16 protein-coding genes are annotated in these 15,428 nt (G+C 68.1%); 10 read left to right on the top strand and 6 right to left on the bottom strand.

Annotated features, from left to right (window positions below; translation table 11 throughout):
- Positions 1-51 precede the first annotated feature (51 nt).
- Both C457_RS14900 and C457_RS14895 read left to right on the top strand, forming a co-directional pair.
- Complete coding sequence (locus C457_RS14900) at positions 52-900, top strand: hypothetical protein (RefSeq protein WP_008095890.1); 849 nt, start codon at positions 52-54, stop codon at positions 898-900.
- Positions 901-975: 75 nt separating this feature from the next.
- Positions 976-2,058 (top strand): archaeosine biosynthesis radical SAM protein RaSEA, encoded by a 1,083-nt coding sequence (locus C457_RS14895; protein WP_008095889.1) that lies wholly within the window; start codon positions 976-978, stop codon positions 2,056-2,058.
- A 492-nt stretch (positions 2,059-2,550) separates the two neighbouring features.
- Here C457_RS14895 and purQ read toward each other — a convergent pair whose 3' ends face one another.
- Both purQ and purS read right to left on the bottom strand, forming a co-directional pair.
- A complete protein-coding gene (gene purQ, locus C457_RS14890; protein WP_008095888.1) occupies positions 2,551-3,225 on the bottom strand; it encodes a phosphoribosylformylglycinamidine synthase I in 675 nt (224 codons plus the stop codon).
- A 1-nt stretch (position 3,226) separates the two neighbouring features.
- Positions 3,227-3,478: a phosphoribosylformylglycinamidine synthase subunit PurS gene (gene purS / locus C457_RS14885; RefSeq protein ID WP_004975657.1), complete on the bottom strand. Its 252-nt coding sequence runs from the start codon at positions 3,476-3,478 to the stop codon at positions 3,227-3,229.
- Between the two features lie 283 nt (positions 3,479-3,761).
- Here purS and C457_RS14880 point away from each other — a divergent pair, with 283 nt between their 5' ends.
- The 3 genes from C457_RS14880 (at position 3,762) to C457_RS14870 (ending at position 6,589) form a co-directional block, all read left to right on the top strand.
- Complete coding sequence (locus tag C457_RS14880; RefSeq protein WP_004042082.1) at positions 3,762-5,183, top strand: GntP family permease; 1,422 nt, start codon at positions 3,762-3,764, stop codon at positions 5,181-5,183.
- A 145-nt stretch (positions 5,184-5,328) separates the two neighbouring features.
- On the top strand, positions 5,329-6,312 hold the full coding sequence (locus tag C457_RS14875) for a formyltetrahydrofolate deformylase (protein ID WP_008095884.1): 984 nt from the start codon (positions 5,329-5,331) through the stop codon (positions 6,310-6,312).
- 61 nt (positions 6,313-6,373) lie between these two features.
- Positions 6,374-6,589 (top strand): hypothetical protein, encoded by a 216-nt coding sequence (locus C457_RS14870; RefSeq protein ID WP_008095882.1) that lies wholly within the window; start codon positions 6,374-6,376, stop codon positions 6,587-6,589.
- Between the two features lie 42 nt (positions 6,590-6,631).
- On the opposite strand, the gene C457_RS14865 is transcribed toward C457_RS14870, so the two are convergent.
- Positions 6,632-7,651 carry a phosphoribosylaminoimidazolesuccinocarboxamide synthase gene (locus C457_RS14865; protein WP_008095879.1) on the bottom strand — a complete coding sequence of 340 codons (1,020 nt, stop codon included), beginning with the start codon at positions 7,649-7,651 and terminating at the stop codon, positions 6,632-6,634.
- Between the two features lie 138 nt (positions 7,652-7,789).
- Here C457_RS14865 and C457_RS14860 point away from each other — a divergent pair, with 138 nt between their 5' ends.
- Positions 7,790-8,557: an SIR2 family NAD-dependent protein deacylase gene (locus C457_RS14860; RefSeq protein WP_008095878.1), complete on the top strand. Its 768-nt coding sequence runs from the start codon at positions 7,790-7,792 to the stop codon at positions 8,555-8,557.
- A 22-nt stretch (positions 8,558-8,579) separates the two neighbouring features.
- Here C457_RS14860 and C457_RS14855 read toward each other — a convergent pair whose 3' ends face one another.
- Positions 8,580-8,828 carry a hypothetical protein gene (locus C457_RS14855; RefSeq protein ID WP_008095876.1) on the bottom strand — a complete coding sequence of 83 codons (249 nt, stop codon included), beginning with the start codon at positions 8,826-8,828 and terminating at the stop codon, positions 8,580-8,582.
- A gap of 111 nt (positions 8,829-8,939) precedes the next feature.
- On the opposite strand from C457_RS14855, the gene C457_RS14850 reads away from it, so the two are divergent.
- Positions 8,940-10,934: a hybrid sensor histidine kinase/response regulator gene (locus C457_RS14850; RefSeq protein ID WP_008095874.1), complete on the top strand. Its 1,995-nt coding sequence runs from the start codon at positions 8,940-8,942 to the stop codon at positions 10,932-10,934.
- A 27-nt stretch (positions 10,935-10,961) separates the two neighbouring features.
- Here the strand turns inward: C457_RS14850 and C457_RS14845 are convergent, their stop codons facing one another.
- Positions 10,962-11,378 (bottom strand): DUF5518 domain-containing protein, encoded by a 417-nt coding sequence (locus C457_RS14845; protein ID WP_008095873.1) that lies wholly within the window; start codon positions 11,376-11,378, stop codon positions 10,962-10,964.
- A 109-nt stretch (positions 11,379-11,487) separates the two neighbouring features.
- Here C457_RS14845 and cofH point away from each other — a divergent pair, with 109 nt between their 5' ends.
- The 3 genes from cofH to C457_RS14830 all read left to right on the top strand — a co-directional run bounded on the left by cofH (position 11,488) and on the right by C457_RS14830 (position 14,146).
- On the top strand, positions 11,488-12,858 hold the full coding sequence (gene cofH, locus C457_RS14840; RefSeq protein ID WP_008095872.1) for a 7,8-didemethyl-8-hydroxy-5-deazariboflavin synthase subunit CofH: 1,371 nt from the start codon (positions 11,488-11,490) through the stop codon (positions 12,856-12,858).
- Position 12,859: 1 nt separating this feature from the next.
- The gene (locus tag C457_RS14835; protein WP_008095871.1) at positions 12,860-13,408 is read left to right on the top strand and encodes a hypothetical protein; all 549 of its coding nucleotides are present in this window, start codon (positions 12,860-12,862) and stop codon (positions 13,406-13,408) included.
- Between the two features lie 135 nt (positions 13,409-13,543).
- The gene (locus tag C457_RS14830) at positions 13,544-14,146 is read left to right on the top strand and encodes a hypothetical protein (protein ID WP_008095870.1); all 603 of its coding nucleotides are present in this window, start codon (positions 13,544-13,546) and stop codon (positions 14,144-14,146) included.
- Positions 14,147-14,182: 36 nt separating this feature from the next.
- On the opposite strand, the gene cofG is transcribed toward C457_RS14830, so the two are convergent.
- Positions 14,183-15,355 carry a 7,8-didemethyl-8-hydroxy-5-deazariboflavin synthase subunit CofG gene (cofG, locus tag C457_RS14825; RefSeq protein ID WP_008095867.1) on the bottom strand — a complete coding sequence of 391 codons (1,173 nt, stop codon included), beginning with the start codon at positions 15,353-15,355 and terminating at the stop codon, positions 14,183-14,185.
- Positions 15,356-15,428: the final 73 nt, after the last annotated feature.

The raw sequence follows: 15,428 nt of genomic DNA, 5'->3' as shown, positions 1-15,428 counted from the left end.
CGACCTCCAAAACAGCTATTTCGTCGGCGGTCAGTCGTTTCCACGAACCAGATGGGACTCGACAGTTTCCTCGGCGCGATTGACACCGCGAGTCGGTCGCTTTCGGTGGTCAACCGCTCGGCTCCCGACCCCGTCCAGCGGATGCTCGAAACCACGTTCGCCGACCAGCCGGTCGGCGTCGACGAACTGTCCGACGACGCTCACGGCGACGACGTGGTCGTGCTCACCGAGCAGACGCCCGAGGGACGAGAGGTCGTCGCGACCTCGCCGCTGGAGGAAGTGATGAACGCCGTCCTCCTCGTGAACTCGGACCTCTACAAGACGGGACAGGCGAACCTCGCCGAGTTCGAACTCCCGTCGGTGCTCATGCGACTCGACGACGTGCCGTTTTCCCTCCGCGGCTACCCCGAATCAGACAAGGAGAAACTGCTGCTCGTGGCGATTTCGCGGTACATCGAGCGCCACGCGTGGCGCGCCGGCGACGGGAGACTCCGGTCGTCGTTCCAGCGGCTCTCCCGAATCGAAGACGAGCGGGGGACGCGGGCAGTCTACCAGAAGGTCGCGTCGACCGACGTGCAGACGCACATCTACGGAATTCCGGACTGGACGCCGCCGTTCAACTCCAAACTCATGAGCCACGGCGGCTACACCGATGACTTCTGCGACTCGTGGTTCGTGGTCTACACGCCGCCGGACGGTGGGTTGGACGGAACGACCGGAACCGGCGGTGCGGCCGACGGGGAGAAGGCAGGTGACGAGCGGAGTATCGACGGGGTGGCCCCGGGCCACCCCGTCGCCCTCCTCGCGCTCGAGACCGAACCGAAGCGCTGGGAGGGCTACTGGACGTTCCGGCCGTCGCTCGTCGCCGACATCGACCGGTACATCTCGCGGAACATGTGAGGGCCGGCGGCCGCTACCGCCCGCCGCCGAAGCCAGACGAAGCCGCTTTACGCGCCCGTCCGATACGGGTATCCAATGAGTAAGCCGAGCCCCGAGGTCTACGAGCGGGGACGCGGGATGGACGCGCACAACAAGGTGATGCGCGACATCCGTTCGCGGAAGCAGAAGACCTACGACCCCCACGAGCCCACCCGGGTGTGGATAGACGAGGACAACACGCCCGACGGCGTCTACGACTCGCTGACGATTATCCTCAACACCGGCGGCTGCCGGTGGGCGCGCGCCGGCGGCTGTACCATGTGCGGCTACGTCGCCGAGTCCGTCGAGGGCGGCACCGTCGCCCACGAGGCGCTGATGGACCAGATTCGGGTCTGTCTCGACCACGAGGTCGAAGAGATGGACGACGGCGAGAAAGCGGGCCTGATCAAGATTTACACCTCCGGCTCGTTCCTCGACGAGCGCGAGGTGCCCGCTGAGACCCGCGACGCCATCGCCGAGACGTTCGCCGACCGCGACCGCATGGTCGTCGAGTCGCTCCCCGACTTCGTCACGCGCGAGAAGCTCGCGGACTTCACCGACCGCGGCCTCGAAACCGACGTGGCAGTCGGTCTCGAAACCGCCACCGACCGCGTCCGCCACGACTGCGTGAACAAGTACTTCGACTTCGCCGACTTCGAGGACGCCTGCGAGGAGGCCGCCGCGGCCGGCGGCGGCGTCAAGGCGTACCTCCTGATGAAGCCGCCGTTCCTCTCGGAGCCCGAGGCGCTCGACGACATGAAGTCGTCCATCCGCCGGTGTGCGGCGGTCGACAACTGCCACACCGTCTCGATGAACCCGACGAACGTCCAGCGCTACACGATGGTCGACGAGCTGTTCTTCAACGGCGGCTACCGCCCGCCGTGGCTCTGGTCGGTCGCCGACGCGCTCCGAGAGACGGCCGACGTGGACGCCATCGTCGTCTCCGACCCCGTCGGCGGCGGCCAAGAGCGCGGCGCGCACAACTGCGGCGACTGCGACGAACTCGTGTTCAAGGCGGTCAAGGACTTCAACCTCCGGCAGGACCCGACCGTCTTCGACCAGGTGTCCTGCGACTGCGAGGCGACGTGGGAGTTCGTCCTCGATAACGAGACGAGCTACAACATGCCGCTGGTCAAGTAGGTCGGCGCGTTCCGCGCCACCCGGGCTCACGCCGCTCGCGCGGGCGAACGACCTTCGACCCGGGCCGGGCCGTCGCCCGCCTGCATCTCCGACCGTTCGTCCAGTATCCCGGCTCGTTTTCTCCGATTCGACCGCGTTAGGTAGTGCTATCGGAGAGTAACTGCCCCCTAACCGTCGGATAGGATATTCGTATCAAAGAGGGTGTGAGTCGTTGTCATATTCGGTGGTTCGGACGTGTCCATCCGAGCCGCCCGCCATCATGACGAAACACACGTACAAGACCGTCTACTACGCGGATGGGTGGTTCGAGATTCGCGAAGAGGAGAACGCCGAGGCGTGGATCGCCACGGACGCTCCCTGCGCTCTCGCCCCATAGCACGCGGTACGCGGGTCGGAAACCTCGACACTCCAACATCGCTCATCGTGTACGCCGCTCCGTTCGCCAACCGACCCCGTGCCGCCCGCCACCGCGGCGGACGGTCTTTTTATACTCTATCCCTCGAAGCCCGCCAGTACACCCCGACCGTCGGTGTTGCCGAGCTGCGGTAGCGACGCCCGTTCGGGGTGCGGCATCAGCACCGCGATGGACTCGCTGTCGCCGAGGATACCCGCGACGTTCCCGAGCGAGCCGTTGGGGTTCGCCTCGTCGGTGACGGTGCCGTCCTCGTCGCAGTAGCGGAAGAGAATCCGGTCGTCGGCTTCGAGCTCCTCGTAGCCGTCGGCGTCGAGTTCGAAGCGTCCCTCGCCGTGGGCGATGGGGAGTTCGATGACCTCGCCTTCCTCGTACGCTGCGGTCCAGCGGGTGTCCGCGTTCTCGACGCGGAGGTAGACGTGTTCGCACTGGAAGCGGGCGCTCGCGTTCGTCGTGAACGCGCCGGGGGTGAGCCCGGACTCGCAACCGATCTGCGCGCCGTTGCAGACGCCGAGGACGGGGACGCCCTCTGCGGCCGCCTCGCGGACCGACTTCATGATGGGCGAGCGGGCGGCCATCGCGCCGCCGCGCAGGTAGTCGCCGTACGAGAAGCCGCCGGGGAGGACGATGCCCGTCGTCTCCTCGGGGAGGGGGTCTTCGTGCCAGACGCGCTCGGCCTCGAAGCCGAGGTCGGACAGCGCGCGCACGGCGTCGCGGTCGCAGTTCGAGCCGCCGAACTGCACGACTGCGATCATCTCAGGCCTCGACGACCGCGACCTCGTAGTCGTGGATGGTCGGGTTCGCCAGCAAGCGTTCTGCCATCTCGTCGGCGCGGGCCTCGGCCTCGTCGGCGTCGGCCGCGTCGAGGTCGACTTCGTACCGTTCGGTAAAGCGCAGCGCGTCGAGTTCGAACCCGAGTCGTTCCAGCGCGCGCTTCGTGGTCTCCGCCTCGGGGTCGAGCACGCCACGCTTGAGGCGCACCGTCACCGTCGCGGTGTAGGTGGTCATCAGATGGCGATGCGTGGTGATGTGCAAAAACGGTTTTGGGTCGTGTTTGTTATACACGAATGTGACTACTGGTTATCGAACCGGCGACGACACCGGCAGAGACCACGCTCCGTCGTAGATGCGACAGTACTCACTAGCTGACGGCGCACCGCGAACGCATCTCGACAACTCTTTTGATTACACGTCGCAATAGTTTATTACTTTATATAAATATATAAAAAATAATTACACACATGATATATGATAATCATTTTTATACTCTGAATGAGATGGCATCTCACGCATGGCAATCGAATTCGCACAGAGTCCGCTCTTGACGTTCGTCGTCGGACTCGCGTTGGTCGTGTTGTTACTGGTCGTCTTGGACCTCCCGGCGTTCGTCGGCTTGGCGATAGCCGCGTTCGCGGTCGGCCTCGTCAACGCGGCGTTCGTCCCGGACTTCGCGCTCGCCGATGCGGCGACGAGAACGGCGACGGCGTTCGGAAACGGGATGGCCGGTATCGGGATTCCCATCCTGATGGCCGCCATCATCGGGAAGTCGATGCTCGAAAGCGGCTCCGCCCAGCGCATCGTCCGCTCCTTCCAGTCGCTCGTCGGGAGAGAAAACAGCGACATCGCGCTGTGGGGGAGCAGTACGGTGCTCGCCATCCCCGTGTTCTTCGACAGCGTGTTCTACCTCATGGCCCCCCTCGCGCGGTCGATGCGGGCGCGGATGGGCGACAACTACGCGCTGTATCTCGTCGTCGTCGGGGCCGGTGCGGCGACGGCCCACGTGTTCATCCCGCCGACGCCCGGCCCGCTCGCGGTCGCCAGCGAAATCGGGGCCGACATCGGCATCACGATGCTCATCGGCGTCACCGTCGCCGTCCCGTCGGCCACCATGGGCGGCCTCGTCTACGGCCGCTGGATTAACCGCCGCATCGACATCCCCCTCCGCGACGCGATGGGGACGACCACGGACGAACTGCAGGAGCGCGCCCAGCGCGACGTGTCGTCGCTTCCGAGCTTCCTCGAAGCCACCGCTCCCATCGTCATCGCCGTCGCGCTCGTCGGCTCGCTCACCGTCGTCAACGCCCTCGAAGGCGTGACGGTGGCCGAACCGCTCCGACCGTTCGTCGGGTTCGTCGTCGACAACCGCCCGTTCGTCGCGTTCATCGGCGACAAGAACGTCGCGCTCACGGTCGCCGCGCTCGCCGCGGCTTACACGTACTACCGCTGGTCCGACCTCTCGCGGTCCGAGTGGGAAGACGAACTCACCGAGGCGCTGAAAAGCGGCGGCAACATCGCGGCTATCACCTCGATGGGCGGCGCGTTCGGCGCGCTCCTCGCGGCCTCCGGAATCGGCTCGTACCTCGCCAACGGGCTCGAAGGTTTCGGCATCCCGCTTCTCGTGACCGCGTGGCTCATCGCTGCCATCGTCCGCATCGCGCAGGGCTCCGCGACCGCGGCGATGCTCACGGCCGCCGGCATCATGGCCCCGCTCACCGGCCAACTCCCGGTCCACACCGCGTATCTGGTGATGGTCATCGGCGCGGGCGGCAACATCTGCTCGTGGTACAACGATTCCGGCTTCTGGCTCGTCAAGGAAATCGGCGGCCTCACGCAGGCGGAGACGCTGAAGACGTGGACGGCGCTGACGACGATTATCTCCGTGACTGGGCTCGTCGTCGTCCTCGTCGTCTCGTCGGTGCTCCCGCTGGCGTAGCGGCCTCACGCTCACGCTGGCTTTTCCTTTTTGCGGGTGATTCACGGTCGTTCCGGAGGGATTCGCTTGCGGAGAACGACAGCGGTTTACCGCTCGCCGACGCAGGACGCTATATGTTCAGCTTCGAACAGCTGGAGGTGACGGTATGACTCGCGAACTCACCGAAATCACGGTCATCGGAGGAGACAAGACCGGACTCATCGCGAACGTGACCACCCTGCTGTTCGAGCGCGGAATCAACGTCGAGGACTTAGACCAGGCGGTCCGCGAGGGAATCTTCCGGATGACCCTCCACGCCGACACCTCGGAGATGACCTGCTCCCGCGACGAACTCCGGGAGGCGCTTTCGGACCTCGGCGACGACCTCGGCGTCGACGTGCAGGTCCGGTTCCCCTCGGACCGCGAGACCCGCGAAATCGCCGTCCTCGTGACGAAGGAGTCCCACTGCCTCGAAGCGCTGTTCGAGGCGTGGGCGAACGACGACCTCGGCGCGGAGATTTCGGTCGTCATCGGCAACCACGACACGCTCGAACCGCTGGCGAGCCACTACGACGTGCCTTTCCACGACATCGGCGACCAGAAGGGCACCGCCAACGAAGAGCGCATGCTCGACCTCCTCGAACAGTACGACGTGGACCTCATCGTCCTCGCGCGCTACATGCGCATCCTCGGCCCGAACGTCGTCTTCCGCTACGAGGACCGCATCATCAACATCCATCCATCGCTCCTCCCGTCGTTCCCCGGCGCGGCGGCCTACCGGCAGGCGAAAGAAGAGGGCGTCCGCATCGCGGGTGTCACCGCCCACTACGTGACGACCGACCTCGACCAGGGTCCCGTCATCGCCCAGCGCGCCTTCGACGTGCCCGACGACGCCACCATCGACGAAATCAAAGAGCGCGGCCAGCCGCTGGAGGCCGACGCGCTCCTCGAAGCCGTGAAGCTCCATCTCAACAACGATATCTCGGTCCACCGCGGGCGCACCAGTCTCCGCGAGAGCGCCGACCCCGAACGCTACCAACTCGGCCTCACCCGCGAGGCGCAGGCGTCGAACCCCGACCGCCCGGTCGACGGCATCATCGACGCCCTCGGCGAGCGCGAGGCGCTCGCGCCCGAACCGTCCGAGGACTGAGTCGTCTCCGAGCGGGGCGGCCCCCGCCAGACCTATTTTTCCGGCGACGCGACTCGGAGCCGTGCCCGTCTCCCGCCGGTATCGCGTCGCACTCGGCTGTTACGCGCTGTGGCTCGTTGCGACGGTCCCCCTCGTCGCGCACGAACTCGGCATCATCCCGCTGCTTCCCGGCGTCGAACCGGGCGTCGTGACCGGCGCGGCGGTGTTCGTCGCGCTCGGTCTCGGGAGAATGCTCCGCCGAGGCTGGCGGTTCCTCGTCGGTGACGACGCGTCGTGAGAGGGGAACAGACGAAAAACGGGGTTCTCGCTCCGCGACCGACTACAGGTCCCGAACGCGCGCCACGGCGTCCTCGATGGCCGGCGCGTCGAACCAGTCGTGGTCGACGTAGGCGTTGGTGCCGGCGCAGTAGAGGTCAGCTAGCGCCTCGACGATGTCGGCGGGGAGGTGCTCGGGTTCGACCGCGCAGTTCTCGCGCCAGTTCGGCTCGCCCGTCTCGATGGCCTCGGCCTTCGCGTCTTTCACGGCCTCGACCCACTCGGGCTGGACGCGCTTGTAGTACTGGCGGACGACCTCCTTCGAGACCTGCTGGCCGCCGTAGGAAAACCGGTTCTCGTCGAAGGTGCCGACCACGTCGCCGACCTTGACGGTGCCGTCGTGGTACAGACACTCGATTTTGCCGTCCTCGTGGTCGAAGCCGGCCCTCTCGGCGCGCTCTGTCAGTACGTGGTTCACGGCGAGCGCCAGCTCTTCGAGGCGGTCGAGGTCGACTTTCCCGGCGATGTCGTCGGCCTCCTCGCGGGAGAGATAGCGGTCCTGTTCTTCGTACTTCGTGGAGAACTCCACGACCGGCTCGGGGAGGGAGACGGCCTCGTCGGGCCACTCGTCCAGTTCGAGGCCGTAGTCAGCGGGCTCGCCGCGCCGCCGGAGGCTCGACCCCACGGGGACGGTGTTGCGGAAGACGATTTCCAGCGGGATGAGGTAGTTGTCGCCGGCGGTCTCGTGATAGGCGTCGTAGTCGTACGCGCCGTCCTCGTGGGGGAGGTCGGGAACCTGCGTGAGTTCGATGGCCATCTCCGTCGGCGGCGACTCGCACTCGCCGAGCTCCTTGACCTCGCCGTCTTCGACGACGCCGAGGTAGTGGGTCGGGACGTGGTTCACGTCGAGCAGTTCGAAGTTGTACGCGCCCATGAGACAGAGGCTCGCGCCCTTGTTCGGGACGTGGTCGGGCATCTCGCCCCAGTCGAACACCGAGTAGCGGTCCGAGAAGACGAAGCGGCCCCGCCCGAGGTCGGTCGCCGTCGGCTCCTCCTCGACGCGGAAGTCCTTCACGCTGGTCATGGTCGTCCTCTGGACTCATCCCACTAAGAAGCTTCCACTTCCGTGCGCATCTCGGCACCCGAACAAGAGAATATATACACGAACGCGCTCACCAAACGAATCGTATCGCTTTTTCGCGGCTGTACCCTCCGTTCGGCTATGGACGCTGCCCTCGAATCAGACGCCGCGTGGGTCGCCCGGCGACTCCGCGAGGCCGACACCGCCGTCGCCTTCACCGGCGCGGGGATGAGCACGGCCTCGGGAATTCCCGACTTCCGCGGCGACGACGGCATCTGGGAGACCGAGTTCGACCCGGCGTCGTTCCACCGCGACCGCTTCGTCAACGACCCCGCGGGGTTCTGGCGGGACCGCGTCCGCCTCCAAGAGCGCATGTTTCCCGACGGCGTCGAGCCGAACCCCGGTCACGACGCGCTGGCGGCCCTCGAATCGCGGGGCGTCCTCGACGCGGTCGTGACCCAGAACACCGACGGTCTCCACCGCGAGGCGGGTTCGGACCGCGTCGTCGAACTCCACGGGAACGCCGCGGAGGTCGTCTGCGAGGACTGCGGCGCGCGAACCGACGCCGACCCCGCGTTCGAGGCGGTCCGAGCCGGCGACGCGCCGCCGACCTGCGAGGACTGCGGCGGCCTGCTCAAGCCCGGCGTCGTCCTGTTCGGCGAGCGCCTTCCCCGCGTCGCCTACAGCGAGGCGAACCGTCTCGCCGGCGACGCCGACGTGTTCCTGTCGCTCGGGTCGTCGCTGACGGTCCACCCCGCGGCTGGCCTCGCCGGCCGGGCCGCCGAGAGCGGCTCGCTGGTCGTCGTCAACTTCGACGCGACGCAGTACGACGACCGCGCCGACCGGGTCGTCCGCGGGGACCTCGCGGCGTTCCTCCCCGAAGTCGAAAAACGAGTCAAACGAGTCTGAGCGCGACCGCGCAGCCGCCCCGTCAGGAGTCGAACGGCTCGCCGTCGCGGTGGTTATCGACGTTCTCCGTCTCGGCCGCCTCCTGTTCTCGCATCTCGTCTTCGGCGTCTGGTTCTTCCCCTTCGCTCGGACGCTCGGCATCGGCCTCCTCGGACTCCTCGGGCGACGACGCGCCGGCGTCGCCGCCGCCGTCGACCGTGACGCCGTGGCCGTCGTCGTCTTCGACGCTCGGTTCGCGGTCGGTCACGTCCGCTTCGGTGTCGTCGGACATCGGGGCGCTAGCTCACGTCGCCCGCGGCAAATAGGTGGTGGCCGAGTGCACGAACGCCCACCCGGTTACACTCACCAATCAATTGATGCTCTCTCCCCGTCATGTCGGTGCATGACTCGGTCTCCCTCGCCGGGGGCGTCGGCGGGGACGGCACCGTCCGTTCTCTTCGTCGCACCCGACCGCACACGGGCGGACGCCGTCGCGGCCGCGCTCGACCGCCACGACGTGTCCGTCACCGTCGAGTTCGACCTCGGTGCCGCGCTCGACCGCATCGACGACCGGACGGTCGACTGCCTCTTGGTCCCGCGGCAGTTCGGTCAACACACCGCCGCCGACGTCGTCGCGCTCGTCCGCGACCGCCATCCCGAAGTTCCGGTCGTTCTTCTCGGCCCCGACAAGGCGGGCGACGACGGTGGTGGTGGTGGTGGCGGTGGCGACCCGCTCGCGACCGACGCCGCCGTCTACCGTTTTTCGGACGACGTCGACTCTATCTCCTACGACCGCCTCGCGGACCGCGTCCGGGCGGCGGTCGCCCGCTACCGAAGCTCGCAGGCCCAGCGCACCGAACGCGACATCGTCTCCCGACTCGAACGCCGCATTCAGCGCACCGAGCGGAAGATAACGTCGCTCCACGGCGTCGCCATGCGGCTCGCGTCGGCCTCCGACGCCGACGATATCTACGAGGAGACCGTCGAGGCGGCGGAGCGCATCCTGAACCTCGACATCTGTTTCGCCTTCGAGGCCGAGGCGGACCGGTTCGTCCCGAGGGCGCAGTCCTCGACGCCGACCGACCGCGAACTCCGGCCGGTCCCGAAGGGCGCGGGCGCGATGGGCGAGACGTTCCGCACCGGCGAGTCCCACCGCGCGGTCGACATGGAACTCCACGCGTTCGGCCGCCCCGAGTTCGGCGACTACCGCTCCGGGCTCAGCGTCGCCATCGGCTCCTTCGGCGTGTTTCAGGCGGTCTCCGAGCAGACCGGCGCGTTCGACGAAATCGACCTCGAACTCGCGGAACTGCTCGTCGCCCACACGAACGCGGCGCTCCAACGGCTCAGCTTCGAGCGCCGGCTTCGGGTCGAACGCGACCAGTACGCCGCCCTGTTCGAGAACAGCGCCGACTGCATCATCGACTCGGAGTTCGTCGACGGCGAGTCCGTCATCCGCGCGGTGAACCCGGCGTTCGAGGCGACGTTCGGTTACGACGAATCCGAGGTCGTCGGCCGCGCCATCGACGACGTGGTCGCGCCGGACGACCGCCGCGAGGAGGCCGCGGAACTCACCGAGATGGTCCGCGCCGGCGACTTCGTCCAGACCGAGGTGCGCAGGCGGACCGCCAACGGCGAGAGGGACTTCCTCCTCCGGTCGGTTCCGGTCGGCGAGAACACCATCTACGCGGTCTACACGGACATCACGGCTCGCCGGGACGTCGAACGCGAGGTCGAAGCCCAGAACCGTCGGCTCGACGAGTTCACGAGCGTCGTCTCCCACGACCTCCGCAACCCGCTTTCGGTCGCCACGGGCCACCTCGACATCGCCCGCGAGGAAGTCGACAACGACCACCTCGCGGCGGTGGCGCGGGCGCACGACCGGATGAACGCACTCACCGAGGAACTGCTCGTCCTCGCGCGGCAGGGAACCGACGCGTTCACCACGACGCCCGCGTCTCTCGCGGAGACCGCAGAGCGGTGCTGGGAGAACGTCGAAACCGGGGACGCGACGCTCGTCGTCGCGTCCGACCGGACCGTCGTCGCCGACGCGGGCCGGCTTCACCAACTGTTCGAGAACCTGATTCGCAATGCTGTCGAGCACGGCCCGTCGGGTGACTCCGGGGCTACCGACGGCGGCGACGAAGCCGAGGACCGCCTCACCGTCACCGTCGGCGCGCTCGACGACGGCTTCTACGTCGAGGACGACGGCGCTGGCGTCCCGCCCGAACTCCGCTCGCGCATCTTCGACAGCGGCTTTTCGACCGGCACCGCCGGCATCGGCTTCGGACTGACAATCGTCTCGAACGTCGCCGACGCGCACGGCTGGACGGTCTCGGTCGGAGAGAGCGACGCGGGCGGCGCTCGCTTCGAGTTCACCGGTGTGGAATCCGAGTCCTGAAGCCGGGTCGAAGGGGCGTGGACCTGTTCAGGCGAACTCCTCGTGGAGGTACGCGCCGAGGTAGCCGCCGAGCGCGCCGAGGCCGACGGTGTAGACGAGCAGCAAGGCGAGGCCGAACAGCGCGACGATGGCGATGCCGAGGATGCCGAGGCCGAACCCGCGCGGGTTGACGCCGATAGCGAAGATGCTGAAGAAGCCGAGGACGACGACGCCGAGGACCACGCCGACGAGGCTCACGAACAGCCCGGAGACCGCGCCGGATTTCACGCCGAGTTCGCGGTCGCTTCCGGTCAGGTAGCCGGAGATTGCGCCGCCGAGGACGGTCGACCCCGGAAGCGGCGAGAGGACGATGCTGGCGACCGCGCCGACGAGCGCCGAAAACAGCAGGCTCTCGCGGTCGTCGCCGGGAGACGAGTCGGTCGTCGAAGACGGGGAGTGTTCCATGCCCGACACAACACGGCGGGGCGGCCTAACGCTTTCTCCGCCGCGGCGTCCCGCGGTCGGAGTTCCGGTACCGCCCCGTTTTTAGGACCGTGGCGCGTTTCAAACGAGCATGACCGGTGCCGCCCACGACGACTTCGGGTTCGACCACGTCCCGGAGACAGACCAGTCGTTCGAGAACGCCTTGGCGAAGGCGCGAGCGGGCGAGCGCCTCACGGTCGACGACGGCGTCGAACTCATCACGACGGGCACCGACCGCGAGGGAATCGACGCCGCGCGCAAGGAACTCGTGCTCGAAGCCGCCGACCGGCGGCGCGCCGAGATGGTCGGCGACGACGTGACGTTCGTCGCCAACCTCAACAACAACGTGACGACGGCCTGCAACACCGGCTGTCTGTTCTGTAACTTCAAGAACACCGCCCACCTGTTCGAGTCCGACTCCGACGCCGACCACGGCGGCTTCACGAAGACGCCCGCCGAGTCCCGCGACATCGTCGCCGACGCGGTCGAGATGGGCATCTACGAGGTCACGTCCGTCTCCGGGCTCCACCCCGCGCTCGTCTTAGACGAGGAACACCGCGAGATTCTCGAATCCTCCGACAACCCCGCCGCCGAGGTGAACTACAAGCCGCCCGAGGCGTACGACACCGACCCCGCGAGCTACGCCGAACAGCTCTCGGCCATGTCGGTCGACGGCGCGCACGTCCACTCGATGACGCCCGAGGAAGCCTCCCACGCAAAGCGCGGCACCGACTGGACGTACGAGGAGGTCTACCGCCGCCTCGCCGACGCCGGCCTCGACAGCGCGCCCGGCACCGCCGCGGAGATTCTCGTTCCCGAGGTGCGCGAGGTCATCTGCCCCGGCAAAATCGGGACCGACGAGTGGGTCGCCGGGATGGAAGGTGCGATGAAAGCCGGCCTCGACGTGACGGCGACCATCATGTACGGCCACGTCGAGACCGAGAAACACCGCGTGCTCCACCTCGACGTGATTCGGGACCTCCAAGACCGCTACGGCGGCATCACCGAGTTCGTCCCGCTGTCGTTCATCCACCAGAACACGCCGCTGTACGACCGCGGCCTCGTGACCGGCGGCGCGTCCGACGACGAGGACGAACTGCTGGTCGCCGTCTCGCGCCTCTATCTCGACAACGTCGAGCACATCCAGTCGTCGTGGGTGAAGTTCGGGAACGCGAAGGCGCTGAAGCTCCTCAACTGCGGCGCTGACGATCTCATGGGCACGATTCTCTCCGAGGAGATAACGAAGCGCGCCGGCGGCGGTTTCGGCGAGTTCCGCTCGTTCGACGACTACGTCGACATGATAACCGCCATCGGCCGCCGGCCGGTCGAGCGCTCGACCGACTACCGGACTCGCCGCCCCATCGACCCCGACGACGGCCCGCACGGCCCGATGCTCGGGCCCCGCGCGGACGGGACACCCCTGCTCGACGGCCGCCGCGACCCGGCGACCGCCGACGACTGAGATGATGGCGACCACCCACGCGGCCGTGGGGCTGACCCTCGCGGCCCCGCTCGTCTTGGTCGCTCCCGAACTCGCGACCGCGGCGGCCGTCGGCGCGCTCGCCGGCGGCGTCTTCCCCGACGTGGACCTCTTCGTCGGCGTCCACCGCAAGACCTTGCATTTTCCCGTCTACTACAGCGTCGCCGCCGCCGTTTTCGGCGCTGTCGCCGTCGCCTCGCCCTCGACGGTCACCGTCGGGCTCGCCTTTTTCTTCCTCTCGGCGGGGCTCCACTCCGCGTCCGACTGGTTCGGCGCGGGCGACGAACTCCGGCCGTGGGACCGCACCTCCGACCGAGCGGTGTACGTCCACCCGGCGCGGCGGTGGCTCCGTCCCCGCTACCTCGTCCGCTACGACGGCGCGCCGGAGGACCTCGCGTTGACGCTCCTGTTTTCGGTCCCCGGCTTCCTCGCCTTCTCCGGCGGCGTCCGGGTCGCCATCGCGGTCGGCGTCGTCGTCGCGCTGTTCTACACGGGCTTCAGAAAGCGGATGCCCGAGTGGTTCGGCATCTGAGACGCAGTCTCCGAGGTGGCGACCGCGCCCGCAGGCGCTCGTTCTGACCACGAAACTCATACGTCTCGGTCGCCGAGTAGGCGAAACGATGACGACTCGACGACGCCGACCGGCGCGGGGGGTGTTCGCCCCGTGATGGCCCCGACGCACGTGGCGATGAGCCTCGCGCTCGCCGCCGCCGTCGTGTTCGTCGCTCCCGCGACCGCGCCGCTCGTCGTCGCGGCGGCGCTCGTCGGCGGCGTCTGTCCCGACCTCGACATGGTCGTCGGCGTCCACCGCCGGACGCTCCATCAGGTCGAGGCGTTCGTCGTCGGCTCGGTCGGGTTCGGCGCGGCCGTGCTCCTGACGGGCGACCCGCTGGCCGCGGCCGCGGCGACGGGGTTCGGCGCGGCCGCGCTCCACTGCGCGGCCGACTACCTCGGCGGCAGCAGCGAGGCTCGCCCGTGGGAGGCGCGGACCGACCGCGGCGTCTACGTCCGCAGTCTCGGCGGCTGGGTCGAACCCCGCCGACTCGCCACCTACGACGGCTCACCCGGCGACCTCGCGCTCGCCGCGGCGCTCTCGGTTCCGGGCCTCCTGACGCTCGGCGACGGCCCGCGCGGGATTCTCCTCGCCAGCCTCGCCGTCGGCGTCGGTTACACGCTCGTCAGAAAACGCGTGCCGCAGCTCTCGGGCCGCGCGCCCGCGGTGACCGCCGCGGTCGTCGCGCTCTACTCAGTTCTCGTTCGCCGTCGGTAGAAAACTACCCCAAACCGGCCGACGGCCGCGTCGCTCTCACCGCGGAATCGACAGCGGACCGTCGCCGTGAGCGACGTTCCGGAACCGTCGTCCGTGCACGTCGTCGGCGCTGAGCCGGTCGGTAATCGGCTCGCGGAGCCACTCGCGGTCCCGCTCGGCTCCGTGCGCACCGTCGGGCTTCTCGTCCCGGTCGCGGACGCTATCGCCGTCGGGGAGGAACCGCTCGTAGACGGGCAGTCGCTCGCGGAGCGGGACGCCCGCCTCGTCGGCGATGTCGGCGAGTTCCCGGAGCGCCGGCCACTCGTAGTCGGGGTTGACGTAGTCGTCCGTGACCGGCGAGACGCCGCCGAGGTCGTCGACACCGCAGGGGACGAGGTCGGCCGCCGCCGAGAGGTTCGGCGGCACCTGCACCGACACCTCCTCGGGGAGCGCGACCCGCGCCATCGCGACGACCCGGCGCATCGTGTCGAGCGACGGGCGCTCGTAGTCCGACCGCTCGTTGGGGACGACGTTCTGGACGATGACCTCCTGAACGTGGCCGTAGCGCTCGTGGAGCGCGCGGATGGCGAGCAGACTCTCGGCGCGGTCGCGCCAAGTCTCGCCGATGCCGACGAGGATGCCCGTCGTGAAGGGGACGCCCACTTCGCCCGCGGCGCGGATGGTGTTGAGCCGCTGGCCCGGCGTCTTCCGCCGGTTGCCCGAGTGGGCGGCCACGTCGGCGGTCGTCTCCAGCATCACGCCCATGCTGGCGTTCAGGGGCGCGAGGTCGGCGAACTCCTCGCGGGTCAGGTCGCCGGGGTTCGAGTGCGGAAGGAGTCCCTCGTCGAGGGCGACTTCGCAGGCCGCCGCGAGGTAGTCGAGGATGTCGTCGTAGCCCCACTCGTCGAGCTGGCGGTGAACCTCCGTGTAGCGCTCGTCGGGGGCGTCGCCGAAGGTAAACAGCGCCTCCGTGCAGCCCGCGTCAGCGCCCGTGCGAACCGTCTCGCGGACCTCGTCGAGGGACATGAGCGTCGCCTCGCCGGGCACGTCGTAGTAGGTGCAGTAGGTGCAGGTGTACCGACAGGCGGTCGTCAGCGGGATGAACACGTTCCGCGAGAACGAAAGCGCCGCCGGCGCGTCGGCGTCATCGGGGGTGACGGCGAGCAGTCGCTCCACGTCGGCGTCGTCGATAGTCAGGTCGACTCCGTACTCGTCGGCACCCGCGAACATATCTCCCGGTGCGTGACGAGCCACTAAAAGCGTGTCACTCGCGGTCGATACAGCGGCGATTGGGGTCGCACGG

Origin of the sequence: Haloferax prahovense DSM 18310 (assembly GCF_000336815.1) — an archaeon.
Taxonomy (GTDB): domain Archaea; phylum Halobacteriota; class Halobacteria; order Halobacteriales; family Haloferacaceae; genus Haloferax; species Haloferax prahovense.
The sequence above is the reverse complement of the archived record's forward strand: the minus strand, read 5'-3'. Positions and strand labels throughout refer to the sequence as shown.

Coding starts and splice junctions, on each gene's coding strand:
- C457_RS14900 (WP_008095890.1), top strand. CDS start 52: ATGGGACTCGACAGTTTCCTCGGCGCGATTGACACCGCGAGTCGGTCG.
- C457_RS14895 (WP_008095889.1), top strand. CDS start 976: ATGAGTAAGCCGAGCCCCGAGGTCTACGAGCGGGGACGCGGGATGGAC.
- purQ (WP_008095888.1), bottom strand. CDS start 3,225: ATGATCGCAGTCGTGCAGTTCGGCGGCTCGAACTGCGACCGCGACGCC.
- purS (WP_004975657.1), bottom strand. CDS start 3,478: ATGACCACCTACACCGCGACGGTGACGGTGCGCCTCAAGCGTGGCGTG.
- C457_RS14880 (WP_004042082.1), top strand. CDS start 3,762: ATGGCAATCGAATTCGCACAGAGTCCGCTCTTGACGTTCGTCGTCGGA.
- C457_RS14875 (WP_008095884.1), top strand. CDS start 5,329: ATGACTCGCGAACTCACCGAAATCACGGTCATCGGAGGAGACAAGACC.
- C457_RS14865 (WP_008095879.1), bottom strand. CDS start 7,651: ATGACCAGCGTGAAGGACTTCCGCGTCGAGGAGGAGCCGACGGCGACC.
- C457_RS14860 (WP_008095878.1), top strand. CDS start 7,790: ATGGACGCTGCCCTCGAATCAGACGCCGCGTGGGTCGCCCGGCGACTC.
- C457_RS14855 (WP_008095876.1), bottom strand. CDS start 8,828: ATGTCCGACGACACCGAAGCGGACGTGACCGACCGCGAACCGAGCGTC.
- C457_RS14850 (WP_008095874.1), top strand. CDS start 8,940: ATGACTCGGTCTCCCTCGCCGGGGGCGTCGGCGGGGACGGCACCGTCC.
- C457_RS14845 (WP_008095873.1), bottom strand. CDS start 11,378: ATGGAACACTCCCCGTCTTCGACGACCGACTCGTCTCCCGGCGACGAC.
- cofH (WP_008095872.1), top strand. CDS start 11,488: ATGACCGGTGCCGCCCACGACGACTTCGGGTTCGACCACGTCCCGGAG.
- C457_RS14835 (WP_008095871.1), top strand. CDS start 12,860: ATGATGGCGACCACCCACGCGGCCGTGGGGCTGACCCTCGCGGCCCCG.
- C457_RS14830 (WP_008095870.1), top strand. CDS start 13,544: ATGGCCCCGACGCACGTGGCGATGAGCCTCGCGCTCGCCGCCGCCGTC.
- cofG (WP_008095867.1), bottom strand. CDS start 15,355: ATGTTCGCGGGTGCCGACGAGTACGGAGTCGACCTGACTATCGACGAC.